The sequence below is a fragment of the Dyella sp. 01L423 genome, assembly GCF_056399945.1.
Genome location: NZ_JBFTSI010000001.1, coordinates 730,063 through 745,554, shown reverse-complemented (window position 1 = coordinate 745,554; position 15,492 = coordinate 730,063). Strand labels below are relative to the sequence as shown.

The 15,492-nt window shown below is 65.0% G+C and carries 10 protein-coding genes and 1 pseudogene; 7 read left to right on the top strand and 4 right to left on the bottom strand.

Going from position 1 to position 15,492, the window contains the following annotated elements; genetic code table 11:
* Positions 1–9 precede the first annotated feature (9 nt).
* Both yccS and AC1DMY_RS03315 read left to right on the top strand, forming a co-directional pair.
* A complete protein-coding gene (yccS, locus tag AC1DMY_RS03320) occupies positions 10–2,172 on the top strand; it encodes a YccS family putative transporter (RefSeq protein ID WP_477163582.1) in 2,163 nt (720 codons plus the stop codon).
* An 87-nt stretch (positions 2,173–2,259) separates the two neighbouring features.
* Positions 2,260–3,417, top strand: a complete 1,158-nt coding sequence (locus tag AC1DMY_RS03315; protein ID WP_477163581.1) for an isovaleryl-CoA dehydrogenase — start codon at positions 2,260–2,262, stop codon at positions 3,415–3,417.
* Between the two features lie 645 nt (positions 3,418–4,062).
* Here the strand turns inward: AC1DMY_RS03315 and AC1DMY_RS03310 are convergent.
* Together AC1DMY_RS03310 and AC1DMY_RS03305 are read right to left on the bottom strand one after the other, a co-directional pair.
* On the bottom strand, positions 4,063–6,948 hold the full coding sequence (locus AC1DMY_RS03310) for a S8 family serine peptidase (RefSeq protein WP_477163580.1): 2,886 nt from the start codon (positions 6,946–6,948) through the stop codon (positions 4,063–4,065).
* Positions 6,949–7,155: 207 nt separating this feature from the next.
* Entirely contained in the window at positions 7,156–9,978 is a 2,823-nt protein-coding gene (locus tag AC1DMY_RS03305) for a S8 family serine peptidase (RefSeq protein WP_477163579.1), read from the bottom strand.
* 225 nt (positions 9,979–10,203) lie between these two features.
* Here AC1DMY_RS03305 and AC1DMY_RS03300 point away from each other — a divergent pair, with 225 nt between their 5' ends.
* The 3 genes and pseudogenes from AC1DMY_RS03300 (at position 10,204) to AC1DMY_RS03290 (ending at position 13,607) form a co-directional block, all read left to right on the top strand.
* Positions 10,204–11,388, top strand: coding sequence for an acetyl-CoA C-acyltransferase (locus AC1DMY_RS03300; RefSeq protein ID WP_477163578.1), 1,185 nt, complete (start codon positions 10,204–10,206; stop codon positions 11,386–11,388).
* A 146-nt stretch (positions 11,389–11,534) separates the two neighbouring features.
* Positions 11,535–11,795 (top strand): annotated as a pseudogene (locus tag AC1DMY_RS03295) (hypothetical protein); the annotation flags it as partial.
* Positions 11,796–11,999: 204 nt separating this feature from the next.
* Positions 12,000–13,607, top strand: coding sequence for a carboxyl transferase domain-containing protein (locus tag AC1DMY_RS03290; RefSeq protein ID WP_477163577.1), 1,608 nt, complete (start codon positions 12,000–12,002; stop codon positions 13,605–13,607).
* 63 nt (positions 13,608–13,670) lie between these two features.
* On the opposite strand, the gene AC1DMY_RS03285 is transcribed toward AC1DMY_RS03290, so the two are convergent.
* Entirely contained in the window at positions 13,671–13,856 is a 186-nt protein-coding gene (locus AC1DMY_RS03285) for a hypothetical protein (protein ID WP_441604264.1), read from the bottom strand.
* Positions 13,857–14,019: 163 nt separating this feature from the next.
* A complete protein-coding gene (locus tag AC1DMY_RS03280; RefSeq protein ID WP_477163576.1) occupies positions 14,020–14,151 on the bottom strand; it encodes a hypothetical protein in 132 nt (43 codons plus the stop codon).
* Between the two features lie 72 nt (positions 14,152–14,223).
* Between AC1DMY_RS03280 and AC1DMY_RS03275 the strand changes: the two genes are divergently transcribed.
* Positions 14,224–14,382 carry a hypothetical protein gene (locus tag AC1DMY_RS03275; RefSeq protein WP_477163575.1) on the top strand — a complete coding sequence of 53 codons (159 nt, stop codon included), beginning with the start codon at positions 14,224–14,226 and terminating at the stop codon, positions 14,380–14,382.
* A 189-nt stretch (positions 14,383–14,571) separates the two neighbouring features.
* Positions 14,572–15,477, top strand: a complete 906-nt coding sequence (locus AC1DMY_RS03270) for a tetratricopeptide repeat protein (RefSeq protein ID WP_477163574.1) — start codon at positions 14,572–14,574, stop codon at positions 15,475–15,477.
* The last annotated feature ends 15 nt before the right edge of the window (positions 15,478–15,492 follow it).

The following is a 15,492-nucleotide window of genomic DNA, read 5'->3' as shown; positions in this document are numbered from 1 at the left end:
GCTGGCGCCATGCTCTCATCCCTCGCCTACCGCTGGCGCCGCGTGCGCGGCTCCGATCGTTACGCCGAATGCCTGCGCGTCTTGCTGGCGCTGAGTGGTGCGGTGGCCTGGTGCTTCGGGACCGGACACATCGAGGCGGTGGTCTCGGTCCTGCTGGGCATCATCGCTTGTGCACTGGCCGAGACCGAGGACCACTGGCGCAGCCGTCTCTCCACCTTGCTGCTGACGCTGGCCTGCTTCGCGTTCTCCGCGATGGCCGTGCAATGGCTATTCCCCTATCCCGCGCTGTTCGCCATCGGCTTGCCGCTATCCACCTTCGCGCTGGTGATGCTGGGTGCCGCGAGCGAGCGCTACGCCACCGTGGCGGGCGCGACGCTGTTGTTGGCGGTGTACACCATGATTGGCGCCGACCAGGCGATCAGTGGTCCCTGGTGGTATCAGCCCGCCCTGCTGCTGGCGGGCGCCTCCTGGTATGGCGTGCTGTCGTTGCTGTGGAGCGTGCTCGCACCGCAGCAGGCGGTACGACTGTCGCTGGCGCGGCTGTTCGATACGCTCGCCGATTGCATGGAGGGCAAGGCAGCACTCTTTACACCCGTCCACGGCGTCGATCGCGAAGCGATGCAATGGGCGCTCGCCATGCAGAACGAGCGGGCTGTGGAAGCACTCAACGATACCCGATCGATGTTGGTCGATCGCATCGGCGCACGCCGGCCACGCGGCGCCATGGCCGCGCGACTGCAACTGTACTTCCTCGCGCAGGATCTCCACGAACGCATCAGTTCCGCGCACTACCCCTACGATGCGCTGGCCGAGGCACTGTTCCACAGCGACGTCTTGTTCCGCTGCGAACACCTGCTGCGGCTCGAAGCACAGACCTGTCGCCAGCGTGCAGAGGCGTTGCGCTTTCGCACCAAGACGTTGGCAACGACCCGCGCCGACAGCGTCGCCACGGTGAACGATCTGCATGGCGCGCTCGACGCCTTGCGCCAACAAGCCACGCCGCCGCCGGCACATCTCCTGCGCGCGGTGGATGCCTTGGTACGAAATCTCGCTTCGATCCAGCAACTGCTGGCCAGCCATGCGTCGCATGGGCTCAGCGGCAACCGTTCGGAACGACTGCTGCAGCACCCTGGTCCGCAATCGATTGCCGACGCGTGGGAACGCATCCGCATCCAGCTGACGCCTCGATCGTTCCGCTTTCGCCATGCGCTGCGCCTCGCGCTGGCGCTGCTGGTGGGTTATGCGGTGCTGCAGGCGATGCATCCGCGGCATGGCTACTGGATCCTGCTGACCACGCTGCTGGTGTGCCAGCCCAGCTATGGCGCTACCCAGTTGCGACTGATTCAGCGCGTGGTGGGCACCGTCGTTGGCCTCGTGCTCGGCTGGGCCACGCTCAAGCTGCTGCCATTCGGCCCGTGGCAGATGCCGTTGGTGGTGCTCTCGGGCGTGATGTTCTTCGCCGCACGCCTGCGGCGCTACACCACCGCGACCGCCGCCATCACGCTGTTCGTGGTGCTGTGCTTCAACCAGGTGGGCAGCGGTTACGATGTGATGTGGCCGCGCCTGTTGGACACGTTGATCGGCACCGCCATCGCTGCGCTCGCCATGCGCCTGGTGCTACCCGACTGGCAGGGGCGTCGCTTCGACGAAGTGCTGTCCGATACGGTGCGCGGCGATGCCCGCTACCTGGAACAAATCATCGCGCAGTACGCCAACGGCCGCCGCAATGACCTGGACTATCGCATTGCCCGTCGCGACGCGCACAACGCCAACGCCACGCTGAGCGCCGTCCTTGCCAACATGCTGCGCGAACCAGGACGCCACAGCCGCCGCACGGAAAGCCTGCTGCGATTTCTATCGGCGGCGCATACCTTGCTGGGGCAGCTGTCTGCGCTTGGCGCCAATCGCGAAGTGATTGCCTCGCCGAACGCACGCGATGGGGTAGTTCGCGCCGGCGCCGCCGCGGTGAATGCGTTGGCGCAACTGGGCGATGCGCTGGCCAACGGTCTCACGGCGCAGGTCACCACGGACGATGCCGCATGGCTGGAACCCTTCGCTGCCAGCGCCGACGACGATGCCGCCCGCCTCGCGCTGGGCCAGCTTGCGCAGGTGCTGGTACAACGCGACCGGCTTGCCGAGCTCGCCAACACGCTCAATACCCCCGACGCCTGAACTGCCGAGGGCTTGTGCGTCGCGCAACGGCTTGTTAAGGCCTGCGCGGTACTATGAAGGCCTTCTGTGATGGTGGAGTTTCAAGGCATGCGTCCGTTCCCACTGGGTGAAGAGATCGATCTGTTGCGCGACAGCGTGCATGCGTTCGCCGAGAAGGAGATCGCTCCCCGCGCCGACCATATCGATCGCGAGAACCTGTTTCCCGCCGACTTGTGGCGCAAGTTCGGCGACATGGGCCTGCTTGGCATCACCATCCCGGAGGAATACGGCGGCACCGGCATGGGCTTCCTCGCGCACATGGTGGCGATGGAGGAAATCTCGCGCGCATCCGGCTCGGTCGGTCTTTCCTATGGCGCGCATTCCAATCTGTGCGTGCAGAACATTTTCCATAACGGCAACGAAGCGCAGCGCCGCAAGTACATCCCCAAGCTTTGTTCGGGCGAGTACGTGGGCGCGCTGGCGATGAGCGAACCGGGCGCCGGTTCCGACGTGGTCGGTTCGATGAGCTGCAAGGCGGAGAAGAAAGGCGACGTATGGGTCGCCAACGGCTCCAAGATGTGGATCACCAACGGCCCCGATGCCGACGTGCTGCTGGTTTACATGCGCACGGCGCCGCGTCCGGCGGGCAGCCGCTGCATGACGGCCTTCATCGTCGAAAAAGGCATGAAGGGTTTCAGCACGGCGCAGAAGCTGGACAAGCTCGGCATGCGCGGCTCCAACACCTGCGAGCTGGTGTTCGAGGACTGCGAGATCCCGGAAGAGAACATCGTCGGCGAAGTGAACGAAGGCGTGCGCGTGCTGATGAGCGGCCTCGACACCGAGCGACTGGTGCTGTCCGGCGGTCCCATCGGCCTGATGCAGGCGGCGCTGGACATCTCCCTGCCCTACGTGCGCGAGCGTAAGCAGTTCAATGCACCCATCGGCACGTTCGGCGTGATGCAGGCGAAGATCGCCGACATGTATACCGCGCTGCAGAGTTCGCGTGGTTTCGCGTACATGGTCGCGCAGCAATTCGACCACAACGTGAAGTCGCGCATCGATCCTGCCGCGTGTCTGCTCAATGCATCGGAGAATGCAGTGAAGGTGGCGCTGGAAGCGATCCAGACGCTGGGCGGCAACGGCTACATCAACGAGTTTCCCGCAGGTCGTTTGTTGCGCGATGCGAAGCTGTACGAGATCGGCGCAGGCACCAACGAAATCCGCCGCATGCTGATCGGGCGAGAGTTGTTTCACGGCAAGGCGTGATAGGTCGCGTTGACGAAGAAATTGCCGCGCTGTTGTAGGAGCGCACCCTGTGCGCGACCAACCTACGACGCGGCACACCCCAGCGCTGCGGTCGCGCACAAGGTGTCCTCCTACAAGGGGTCGCTTGCCTGTGGATGGCTGATCAAAGTGCCGGTCGGCTCTCTGTGGGAGCGCACCCTGTGCGCGACAAACCTACGGAGCGATAGGCCGCTGCGCGGCGTTCGCGCACAGGGTGCGCTCCTACAAGGGAACGGCACGCCAGAGGGTGGGCTAAAGTCGACGCGCAGCGAGGCCCCGCTTTAAGTCCTCAGCGATTCGGGCGCGTTGCGCAGCGCATTGAGGTACCCGCTGTGTACCCTCGGAGGTTGTCCCACAACAACGCGCCTCGAGCGTTCGGGCTTATCCCAGCACGATGCTGCGGGCGTTATCAGGCCATTCTCTTTGGGTTACTTTTCTCTTGGGCCAGCAAGAGAAAAGTGACTCGAGCGGCGGCAGCCGTTCGAAACGCCCGCCGCGTAGGCGGCACGCTGGCGGAGAGGCGACGATCGAAGACTGACGAAACGGGATGACAAGATAGAAGCGCCCCGTGAGCACCCGCCCCTCACCCCAACCCTCTCCCCGGCGGGGAGAGGGAGAAAGGCGCGATCAGAAATTCAGCCGATAATTGAGCATCCCCATCATGCCCTGGCTGTTCTGCCCAAAATACTGATCCATCCCGAACTGCAGACTCGAACGCGCCGACATCGTCCAGTCCAGCGACAGCCCCACCTGCCCTTCGTAGCGCGATAGCCCCACGCCGCCGACAGGTGCCCACTGGTCCACGCCGGTGAAGCTCGCATCGAACACATCGCCATGCATCGCAAAAGCCTGCTGCCATTGCGCGCGCGCCTGAAGTCCGAGACTGCCACCGCCAGCCAACGACCAGGTATGGCCAGCCCGCACGCCGAAACCGGCCTGCCAACGCTCCACGTCCTGCTCGCCGCTCTTCAGGCCGAAGCCGTAGCCGCCCAGTTCGTTGAAGCCATCGCGCTGGATGTGCGCGTACTGCATGTTGACGTACGGCGTGACCTGGATGCCGCCCAGCGAGGAACGCAGGCCGCTTTCGCCATAGGCCACGGTGTAGCGGCCGTTGGTATCGCTGGCCACGCCTGACACATCGCTGCCCAGCTCGAGATGGCGACGCATGTTCTCCCGGTACGTGCCGTAGCCGAGTCGGCCCATGCTGTACCAGTTGTCCTGCATGACGCCACCGTAAAGCATGCCTTCGACGGCGTTGCTCTGGCCCTGGTCCGCGAATTCCGCGAGGCGGCCCAAGCCCTGGCTCTGGCTCACGGCAAAACCCAACACGCCGTTGCTGCCCAGCTTGCGGTCCTGGCCGGCCATCCATCCGCTGAGGTCGTAGCCCACATCGCCGTAACCGCTGCGGCTCATGCTGCCGTGGTAACCGAGTGTCTGCGCCCAGCCGCCCGTCGTGCGCGTGCCGACCAGCCCGTCGAAGTGATCCGACAGCGCGCGTGTGCCTGCATCGATCGCTTCGAACGTCATCGCCGCGCTGGCGGCATGCAGCTGGCCCGAAAGGCTTTCCAGCGACTGCTGCAGGGCCGCGGTAGTCTGCGTCTGCTGCAGGTTGGCCGCGGCATGCATGAAGTCCGTGCCTACCGGCGTGCCGCCAGCAGGCGGCGTGCCCTGCCCCAGCTGCGAGTTGATCGCACCGAAGGCATTGTCGACACGCTGGGCGGCACCGTACGAGGCCGTGGTGTATGTCATGCCATTGACGGCACTGGCCTGCACCTGGGTCACGTTGAGCCATGCGCTGTTGCTGTCGTAGTTGAGCGTGGCTGCGAGCAGCACGCCAGTCGCCACATCCAGCCCCGTGAACTGGCCGTTGAGTCCGCCTTTGGCGGTGAGCACGTCGGTGTGCGAGTTGGCCACATAGCCTTGCTTGGCGCCAATCACATAGAGATTGCCGCCAGTGAGCCACGCCTGTCCGTCGATGGTGAGCGTGCGTCCCAGTTCGAGCGCGAGCCGACCCGTTTGGCCGTCCGTTGCGGTGAAGCCCTGGTAATAGCTGCCGCTGATGTGCACGTCGCCGCCAGCCACTACCAGCGTGCCCAGGTTTTGGACGTCCGAGCCAAAGCTGTGCGCGCCGCTCATGATCGCGTCGACGTGGTCGATGTAGAGCTTGCCGGCGATCGACGGCGCGACCAGCGCACCGTGCTCGATGAAGGTATCGCCGGTATAGGTCGGGTCCTGGGTCAGCGTCAGCGTGCCGGTGCCTTCCTTGGTCAGGCCGCCGCTACCGCTGATCGCATTGCCCCAGGTGGAATTGGTGTTGAGCGTGACGTCGAAGTTGCCCCAGTCGAACTTGGCCGGACCCAGGATGGCCTTGCCGACGTCCAGCTCGCCGTAACCGAAAGTGGAGTCCACGCCCGGCGCACCAAGATCGTCAGCCGTACCCAGCAGCGTCTGGCGCACCTGGTCATTGGTGAAGTACGGGAACGCCTGCCACACCACCGCAGCCGCACCGGATACGGCAGGCGCAGACAGCGAGGTGCCTTCGACGATCCAGTAAGTCTGACTGCTGGTGGTGTCGTCCTTGCCGCTGACGATGACGTTGCCCGGTGCGGCCAGGCAGTAATTCATGGCCACGCCGCACTTGTTCGAATAACTCGCCAGTTGCGTGGGATTGCTGCTGTCCAGGGCGACGACGGTCAGCCAGCCTTTCTGCAGATCTTCCGCCCCCGGCATGCTGGGCAGGGCGGCGATCGTGCTGGGGTTGGGCAGTGAATCGTTGCCTGCGGCAAACACCACCAGGCCGCCGCCGTTGACGAACGGCGCGTAGGCATCGTGGAAGCCCTTGGTCGTTGCGGTGTCGGTCGATGCCCAGGTGATGCCACCCCAGGAGTTGTTCATCACCTTGACGCCGGCGTTGATCAAGTCCTGATTGATGTAACCGAACGGCACGGCGTCCTGCCCCGACACGGTGGACGGAGGCGTGGATCCGTCATCGTCCGGCGCCTTGTCGGAGATGATGCGTGCCGACACGAGGCTGGCGCCCGGTGCAATGCCGCCTGCGAATTTGCCGAAGGCGCTGCCGGCGGCAATCTCCGAAACCCAGGTGCCGTGGCCGACGACATCGTCCACCGACAGATTGTTGGTCGACGGGTCGATATAGGTCATTTCTTTAGTGACCTTGCCCGCCAGCGCCGGGTGGTTGCGCATGATGCCGCTGTCGACCACACCGATGGTCACGCCCGTGCCGGTGAAGCCGGCATTGTGGGCGGCATAGGTATTGGTCAGCGACAGCTGCGCGTCGATCGGCGGCTGCGTAAGCGGCGGCGTAGTGGGCGGTGTCGTCGGAGGTGTGGTGGGTGGCGTGCTTCCACCCGAACCAGGACCGGTGGGCGGCGAGTAACCCGGACCAGGCGGGGTATAAGGCGCGGCCGGCTTCACATTGCCGTTGCCGCCGCCACCGCAGGCACTCAGGCCCAGCGCCATCCACACCAATACGGAAACCTGGCGGAAACGCATTCCGCCGAGACCATTCTCCATTGTTCCCCCTGCGCGCCCCCGTAGGGCATCCCTTGCATCCATGGCGCGGCGGCCCGTTACTGGACTCCGCCAGCACCTCCCTGACTAATCTTCGCACAACATCGTGCGAAAAATTCCTAGAGGTTCACAGGATGGAAAAGGCCCGCATTGCATGGATGCGGGCCGGATGCCCCCCCTTTCGGAGGATCAGAACGACAGGCGATAAGCCAGCGTGTCCATCCTGCCGTGCTCGTGCTCGGCGACGTATTGATCCATCCCCAGGGACAGGCTGGCGCGATGCGAGATAGCCCAGTCCACACTCAGTCCGGCCTCGCCGCCATAGCGGGACAGGCCGATGCCACCGACCGGCGCCCATTGGTTGAGCACCGCAAAACTCGCATCAAGCACATCGCCGCGCATGCTGAAGGCGCGTTGCCACAGCATGTGCGCCTGCACGCTCAGGCTGCCGCCGCCCGGCAACGACCAGTCGCGGCCTGCGCGCAGGCCGGCCCCCGCCTGCCAGCGCTCGATGGTCTGCGCAGCGGCCTTCAGCCCGAAGCCAGCGCCGCCTAGTTCGTCGAAACCGTCGGTGCGGATATTGGCGTACTGCAGATTCGCGTACGGCGTGATGTGCACACCGCCCCACTGCATGCGATAGCCGCTCTCGCCATAGGCAATATCGTAGGTGCCGTTGGTATCGCTGGCGACGCTTTCCACATCGCTGCCCAGCTCCAGATGGCGACGCATGTCCTCGCGGTACGAGCCCATGCCCAGTCGTCCCATTGCGTACCACTGGTTCTGCACGAAACCGCCGTAAAGCATGCCTTCCACGGCGCGGCTGCGACCCTGGTCGGCGAATTCGTCGAGGCGTCCCAGGTCCTGGCTTTGGCTGACCGCAAAACCCATGACGCCGTTGCTGCCCACACGGCGATCCTGGCCCGCCATCCAGCCGTTGAGGTCATAGCCCACGCTGTTGTAACCGCTGCGATTCATGCTGCCGTAGCTGCCCAGCGTCTGCGTCCAGCCGCCGGCGCCATAAACATCGCCCAGCTGGTCGAAGCGTTTCGATAGCGCACGCGTACCCGCATCCATCGCATCAAAGGTCATCGCCGCACTCGCCGCGTGCAGCTGGCCCGATAGCGAATTCAACGACTGCTGCAACGCACTGGTCGACGCGGTCTGCTGCAAGCTCGCCGCGCCATTGATGAAAGAAGTCGGCAGCGGATTGCCGGTGACGGTCGTCCCCGAGCCCACCTGTGTGTTGATCTGGTTGAACGCACCATCGATACGCTGCGCGGCGCCAAACGATGCCGGCGTATACGTCATGCCCGTCACCGCCGATGCCTGCACCTGGCTCACGTTCAACCATGCGTCGGTGCTGTTGTAGTTGATCGTGGCGCTGAGCAAGACCCCAGTCGCCACGTCCAGCGAGGAGAATGTGCCGGAGATGCCGGCCTTGGCCGTCAATACATCCGTATGCGCGTTGGCTTGATAACCCGAATTGATGCCGGTGATATAGAGGTCGCCGCCGCTGAGCGTCGCGGTGCCACCCACCCGCAGCGCCGAGCCCAGCGATACCGCCAGCCGACTGCCCGCCTGTTGCGCGTAGTTGCCTGCCACGTTGACATCGGTACCGGCCACCGCCAGCACGCCGGCATTGGCAACCGATCCGCCTATCGACGGTGTGCCGCTCAGTACGCCTTGGGCGCCGATATTCACGCTTGAGGCCAGCGATGCAGCCACCAGCATGCCGCCTTGCACCTGCGTCAAGCCGGTATAAGTAGCCGGTTGCGTCAGCGACAGCGTCCCAGCGCCCTGCTTGATCAGGCCGCCTGCGCCGGAGATGGGATTGTTCCAGCTCGAGCTGCCGCTGAAGCTGACGGTGACATCGCCCCAGTTGAATTGCTCCGGTCCATTGACCGCCTTGCCCACGTCGAGCTCGCCGTAGCCGAACGTGGCGTTCGGCTGCGAGCCACCCAAGGGATCGGCGGTACCGAGCAAGGTCTGACGCACCAGATCGTTGCTGAAATAGGGATAGGCCTGCCAGACCAGGGCTGCGGCGCCGGAGACCTGCGGCGCTGCCAACGAGGTGCCTTCGACAATCCAATAGGTCTCGTTGGCCGTGCTGGTATCGCTCTTGCCGCTTACGATCACATCGCCGGGCGCGGCCAGGCAGTAGTTCATCGCGATGCCGCATTTGTTGGAATAGCCGTCCAGCTGGGTGGGGCTGCTGCTGTTGATCGCCACCACGGTAAGCCAGCCCTTCGCCAGATCCGGCGCCAGACTCGGCAGCGCGGCGATGGTGCTGGGATTGGCCTGGGAATCATTGCCCGCGGCAAACACCACCAGGCCGCCCCAGCTGTTGATGAAGGTGTTGTACGCGTCGTGGAAACCCTGGGTGGTGGCGGTGTCGCTGGCGCTCCAGCTGATGCCGCCCCAGGAGTTGTTCATCACCTTGACGCCGTTGGCGATCAGATCGGCATTGACCTGGCCCAGCGGGATCGCATCGGACGAAGTCACCGGCGCCGGTGGCGCGGAGCCGTTATCGTCAGGGGCGCTGTCGTCGATGATGCGTGCCGACACGATGTTTGCGCCCGGCGCGATGCCGCCCACGAACTGGCCAAAGGGCTTGCCGGCGGCGATCTCGGCCACGTAGGTGCCGTGGCCGTTGACGTCATCCACCTTGAGGTTGTTGGTGGCGGGATTGACGTAAGTGAGCTCTTTGATCACGCGCCCCGCCAAGGCCGGGTGGGTGGAGGTCACGCCGGTATCGACCACGCCGATGGTGACGCCCGCCCCGGTATAACCGGCCGCGTGCGCGGCATTGGTATTGGTGAGCGTCAATTGCGCATCGATCGGCGGCGGCGGCGCGGTGGAAGCCGGTGGCGGCGCGGGTGCAGGCGCAGGCGCGGGCGCCGGCGGCGAGGGTTTGGTGCTGCCACCGCCGCCCCCGCAGGCACTGAGCCCCAGAGCCAGACAGACCCATACCGCGCCACGACGGTACCGCAACCCCTGCATCACCGTATTCATAAGGCCCCCGCCTGCCGAATCGCGTTCAAGATCCCCAGTTCCGCGCGTGTCTCCCTGGTATCCGCCACGCGCGCCTCCATATTTGCACAACGAAATCGCAACTAAATGCCTGCAAGATCCCGCTGGCATCGCAAATTGGGCCGGTTTGCCCCGGTTACTGGCGGGCTGCGATAATTCTCGGACTAAACCGGGGCCTCGCCCCATCAAGTACTTGCGGAGATCCCCATGTCGGACGTCAGCGTTGTCATCGTCGGTGCCAAGCGCACTGCCATTGGCTCCTTCCTAGGCCAGTTCACCGGCGTACCCACCCCCACCCTGGGTGCCACCGCCATCCGTGCCGCGATCGAGCAGTCTGGACTGGCGCCCGCCGATGTCAGCGAAGTCATCATGGGTTGCGTGCTGCCCGCCAACCTCGGCCAGGCCCCTGCCCGCCAGGCCTCCCTGGGCGCAGGCCTGCCGGTGGCCGCCGGTTGTACGACCATCAACAAGGTCTGCGGCTCGGGCATGAAGGCCATCATGCTGGGCCATGACCTGATCAAGGCCGGTTCGGCCTCGGTGGTGGTGGCTGGTGGCATGGAATCGATGACCAACGCACCGCATATGGTCAATGCGCGCACCGGCATCCGCTACGGCGATGGCACCCTGGTCGACCACATGGCGTGGGACGGCCTCACCAACCCGTACGACGGCAAGGCCATGGGCGTGTTCGGCGAGCTGTGCGCCGACAAGTACCACTTTACCCGCGAAGAGCAGGACACCTATTCGAAGGAGTCGGTGGACCGCGCCAAGGCCGCCCAGGCCAATGGTGCATTCGCCGACGAAATCGTTCCGGTCACCGTCTCCAGCCGCAAGGGCGACATCACGGTCGACACCGATGAGCAGCCGGGCCGTTCGGACACCAGCAAGATCTCGTCGCTGAAGCCGGCGTTCCGCAAGGAGAATGGCACCATCACGGCCGCCAGCTCCTCGAGCATCTCCGATGGCGCTGCCGCGCTGGTGCTGTTGTCAGCCGACGACGCCAAGACGCGTGGGCTCAAGCCCCTCGCCCGCATCGTCTCCCACGCGACCCATTCGCAGGAGCCGGAGTGGTTCACCACCGCACCGGTCGGCGCACTGCATAAGGTGCTGGAGAAGGCCGGCTGGAAGGCCAGCGACGTCGACCTGTACGAAGTCAACGAAGCCTTCGCCGTGGTGGCCATGGCCGCCATGCGCGAGCTCGACATTCCGCGCGACAAGATCAATGTCAACGGCGGCGCCTGCGCATTGGGCCATCCGATCGGCGCCAGCGGCGCCCGACTGGTGGTCACCCTGCTCAATGCATTGAAGACCCGCGGCCTCAAGCGCGGCGTGGCGTCGCTGTGCATTGGTGGTGGCGAAGCCACGGCCGTTGCGGTGGAACTGCTCGACTAAGCCCTTGATTGGCGGTCAGGCCAATGGCCGCCGATGAAAGCGGGGTTAACCATTTTTGCCGGTTCACACAAAGATGTGGCGGATTTTCCGCGAAAGCGCTATTAATACGCCCGCCAAACGGCATTCCACGGCAAAGGAGATTCAACATGAAGTTCACGCGTACCCTTCTCGCCTCTGCGCTCGTCGCGCTGCTGGCGGCTTGCAGCAACGGCGCGCAGGATTCCGCGCAGGACGCTCAGAAGTCGGCTGACCAGGCTCAGCAGGCTGCTGACCAGGCTCAGAAGGCTGCTGCTGCTCCGGCAGAGGCTCCGGCCGCAGCTCCCGCTTCGACCGCTGCTGCTCCGGCCGAACAGCCTGCGCCGACCCCGGCTTCGACCGCTGCTGCTCCGGCTGCCGCTTCGACCGCTGGTCACTAAGTACACTCGTGTACTTCTAAAACCGGCCGCCTTGTGCGGCCGGTTTTTTTTTGGACCTATGAAAAGCAGCGGCCGCTTTGACGACCGGCCTTCTTGCTTAAGTGTAAGTACGTGGCCCTCTATGCTGCGACGCCGATTTAGCCCTCGGCCATGGGCCGCTATGATCGACATTCCCCACCAAGGCAGTCTTAGCCCATGAGTGTCATCGCGTCGCAGATCGACCCCCGCTCGCCGGATTTCCAGGCAAGCAGCGCGCAGCTGAAAGGACTGGTGGAGGACCTGCACCATGAGCTGGCCCGCAGTGCTGAAGGCGGCGGCGAGAAGGCCCGCGCCAAGCACACGGCCCGTGGCAAGCTGCTGCCGCGCGAGCGCATCCGCGCCCTGCTCGATCCCGGCTCGCCCTTCCTCGAGCTGTCGCCGCTGGCCGCCCATGGCATGTACGACGATGCGGCGCCGGCGGCCGGCATCATCACCGGCATTGGCCGCGTCAACGGCCTCGAAGTGGTGGTGGTCGCCAATGACGCCACGGTCAAGGGCGGCACCTATTTTCCGATCACGGTGAAGAAGCATCTGCGGGCGCAGGAAGTCGCGCTGGAGAACCGCCTGCCCTGCATCTACCTGGTCGACTCCGGCGGCGCCTTCCTGCCGCTGCAGGACGAGGTGTTTCCGGACAAGGAACATTTCGGCCGCATTTTCTACAACCAGGCGCGCATGTCGGGCCTGGGCATTCCGCAGATCGCCGTGGTGATGGGCTCGTGCACCGCCGGCGGCGCCTATGTGCCGGCGATGAGCGACGAAACCATCATCGTGCGCGAGCAGGGCACCATCTTCCTGGGCGGCCCGCCGCTGGTGAAAGCCGCCACCGGCGAAGTGGTCGATGCGGAGGCGCTGGGCGGTGCGGATGTCCATACGTCTGTTTCGGGTGTCGCCGATCACTACGCCGAGAACGATGCCCACGCGCTTTCCATCGCGCGCGACATCGTCGCCAGCCTCAACCGCAAGAAAGACATGCCGCTGGCCTTGCGCGCGCCGTGCGAACCACTGCACGCAGCCGAGGAGCTGTACGGGGTGATTCCGCAGGACAACCGCCGTCCATTCGATATCCGCGAGGTCATCGCGCGCATCGTGGACGGCTCGGAGTTCCACGAGTTCAAGGCGCGCTATGGCAAGACCCTGGTGTGCGGCTTCGCGCATATCCACGGCTATCCGGTGGGCATCATCGCCAACAACGGCATCCTGTTCTCCGAGTCGGCGCTCAAGGGCGCGCACTTCATCGAACTGTGCAACCAGCGCAACGTGCCGCTGGTGTTCCTGCAGAACATCACCGGTTTCATGGTCGGCAAGAAATACGAGAACGCCGGCATCGCCAAGGACGGCGCCAAGATGGTGACCGCGGTGGCGTGCTCGCATGTGCCCAAGTTCACCGTGGTGATCGGCGGCAGCTTCGGCGCCGGCAATTACGCCATGTGCGGCCGCGCCTATGGCGCGCGCTTCCTTTGGATGTGGCCGAACGCGCGCATCAGCGTGATGGGCGGCGAGCAGGCCGCCTCGGTACTGGCCACGGTGCGCCGCGACGGTATCGAAGCGAGCGGCAAAAGCTGGAGCGCAGAGGACGAAGAAGCATTCAAGGCGCCGATCCGCGACCAGTACGAACGCCAGGGCCACCCTTACTACGCCAGTGCGCGCCTGTGGGACGACGGCATCATCGATCCGGCCGATACGCGCCGAGTGCTTGGGCTGGCGATCTCCGCTTCGCTCAATGCGCCGATCGAACCGCAGCGTTATGGCGTGTTCCGCATGTAGGCAACCACCCTGCATCGCCTGCCGATCAAGGGCGGGCGATGCGTGCTCAAAAGCAGGGCGGCGTCAGCGCGGAACGCGCAACGAAGACTCGCGCAAGGCGGTCTCGTGATCCACTTCGTCGTGTCCGGCGATGTCCAATGTGTCGACCACGTTGTGCCCGGCCGGGTGATGGACGTGCGTCGGCGAAATGATCACGTCGGAGAGGTCGCCGTCGGGCACGGCCGTCTCGGTGTTGGGCGTGTGCTGCATGGAGGGGACTCCTGTGGAATCGGCGCATTCTAGCCGCGCTTGGTCTCAACTGCGCTGGGGCAGCGCGCCCCGCGACAAGGGCAAGAACTTGCTGCAAGCCACCGGCCGCGGGCCAGCGGGCTCAGGACAGCCTCAGCGGGCAAGGCGTGCCGGTGGATCTCCCTCATGCATTGGCGTGGATGGCGTTGGCGGCGGAGCCCAACGAGGCGCAGTACGTGCGCGCACGCCAGTTGGTGTACAGCCATCCGACGCCCGAGCAATACGGCCAGGCGAACGTGACCTGCGATCCACTCATGGCGATGGCGCTGCCCTGCCCCGCGCCAAGGCGCGCTGGCGCGAGGCACGGCAGGACGCCACCGGTTCGCGCGTGGGTTCGTCAGCCGCCCACGCCATCGTCGGCGCCGCCGGTGGCGCGCCTGACCATATGAGGTCACCGAACTACGACTTCCACGATGGCTGCCGCGTCGGCACCGACCAGGACAACAAGAAGAGCAGCGACGAAGGCACGATCCGTAGCCGTCGTTGACCCGTCGGGCGGACGCTCCCCGCTCGCTGCCCGAGACAGCAGCCGCGTCATGCCGGCAAGCTGGCCGGCGCCATTGGGCAGCACGTTTTCCCGCGGCATCTTCAGGCGCTTACGTGCCATTGCCCGGTGCTGGCGTTGGGAGTAGCTTGGTTTCGCTGCCTTCCCCTGCAGACGATGCGAGGTGTCGCCATGACTGTGCGAAATCACCTGATGCAGACTCCGTTATCCCTGTTGGCATGCGTCGGGCTGTGGTTCTGCCCCGGCCTGCACGCTACGGATACGGCGCTCCCCACCATCCCCATCGATGCCCAGACGCCGCCGCCGAAAGTGGTGAGCTACAAGGCCACCCCCGACGTCCCCACCAGCCGCACCGATCCATTCAACCGGCCGGAAGACGATGGCCGGCCGGGCGAGTACTTCTTCTATCTCGGCGCGCTGGCCAATCAGAAGCACGACTACGAGCATGCGATGGCGATGTACAAGGTGTCGGCCTCGTGGGCGTACAAGCCGGCCGAGTACAACCTGGGCGTGATGTATCTCAACGGCCACGGATCGCCGGTTGACCTGCCGCGCGCCATGGCGTGGTTTGCGCTGGCGGCCGAACGCAACGACACCCAATACGTCTATGCCAAGCAGTTGCTGTACGCGCACCTGACGCCTGAGCAGTTTGACCAAGCCAATGTGATCTGGCGCGAGCTGCTGCCCACCTACGGTGACGCCACGGCACTGGTGCGGGCCAAGGCGCGTTGGCGCGAAGTGCTGATGTCGGCGACGGGATCAAGAGTCGGTTCGGCCGCACCCCATCTGGTCGTTGGCGGTACGACCGGCAGGAACAGCCACGAGTCCCCGCTCAACTACGACGTGGGCATTGGCGGCATGCAGGCGTTTACCGCAGGTGAGATCACCGGCGTGCACCAGACCGACGGCGTCATCGCCTACCAGCAGCTGCGTGCGAGCACGGACCCGTACGATCCCAAGTTCACCTCGTATCTGCTGTCGGGCACGGTGACGGTGGGCATACTCACACCGGTGAAGGCCGACGATCCGGCCGTGCACAAGATCAAACCGCCGATGGATCCGGCCAGCCATGAGTGACACGGCGCATTGAGC

What these genes read in the sequence shown, in the direction of transcription:
- yccS (WP_477163582.1), top strand. Translation starts at nt 10, where the DNA reads ATGCTCTCATCCCTCGCCTACCGCTGGCGCCGCGTGCGCGGCTCCGAT.
- AC1DMY_RS03315 (WP_477163581.1), top strand. Translation starts at nt 2,260, where the DNA reads ATGCGTCCGTTCCCACTGGGTGAAGAGATCGATCTGTTGCGCGACAGC.
- AC1DMY_RS03310 (WP_477163580.1), bottom strand. Translation starts at nt 6,948, where the DNA reads ATGCGTTTCCGCCAGGTTTCCGTATTGGTGTGGATGGCGCTGGGCCTG.
- AC1DMY_RS03305 (WP_477163579.1), bottom strand. Translation starts at nt 9,978, where the DNA reads ATGAATACGGTGATGCAGGGGTTGCGGTACCGTCGTGGCGCGGTATGG.
- AC1DMY_RS03300 (WP_477163578.1), top strand. Translation starts at nt 10,204, where the DNA reads ATGTCGGACGTCAGCGTTGTCATCGTCGGTGCCAAGCGCACTGCCATT.
- AC1DMY_RS03290 (WP_477163577.1), top strand. Translation starts at nt 12,000, where the DNA reads ATGAGTGTCATCGCGTCGCAGATCGACCCCCGCTCGCCGGATTTCCAG.
- AC1DMY_RS03285 (WP_441604264.1), bottom strand. Translation starts at nt 13,856, where the DNA reads ATGCAGCACACGCCCAACACCGAGACGGCCGTGCCCGACGGCGACCTC.
- AC1DMY_RS03280 (WP_477163576.1), bottom strand. Translation starts at nt 14,151, where the DNA reads ATGAGTGGATCGCAGGTCACGTTCGCCTGGCCGTATTGCTCGGGCGTC.
- AC1DMY_RS03270 (WP_477163574.1), top strand. Translation starts at nt 14,572, where the DNA reads ATGACTGTGCGAAATCACCTGATGCAGACTCCGTTATCCCTGTTGGCA.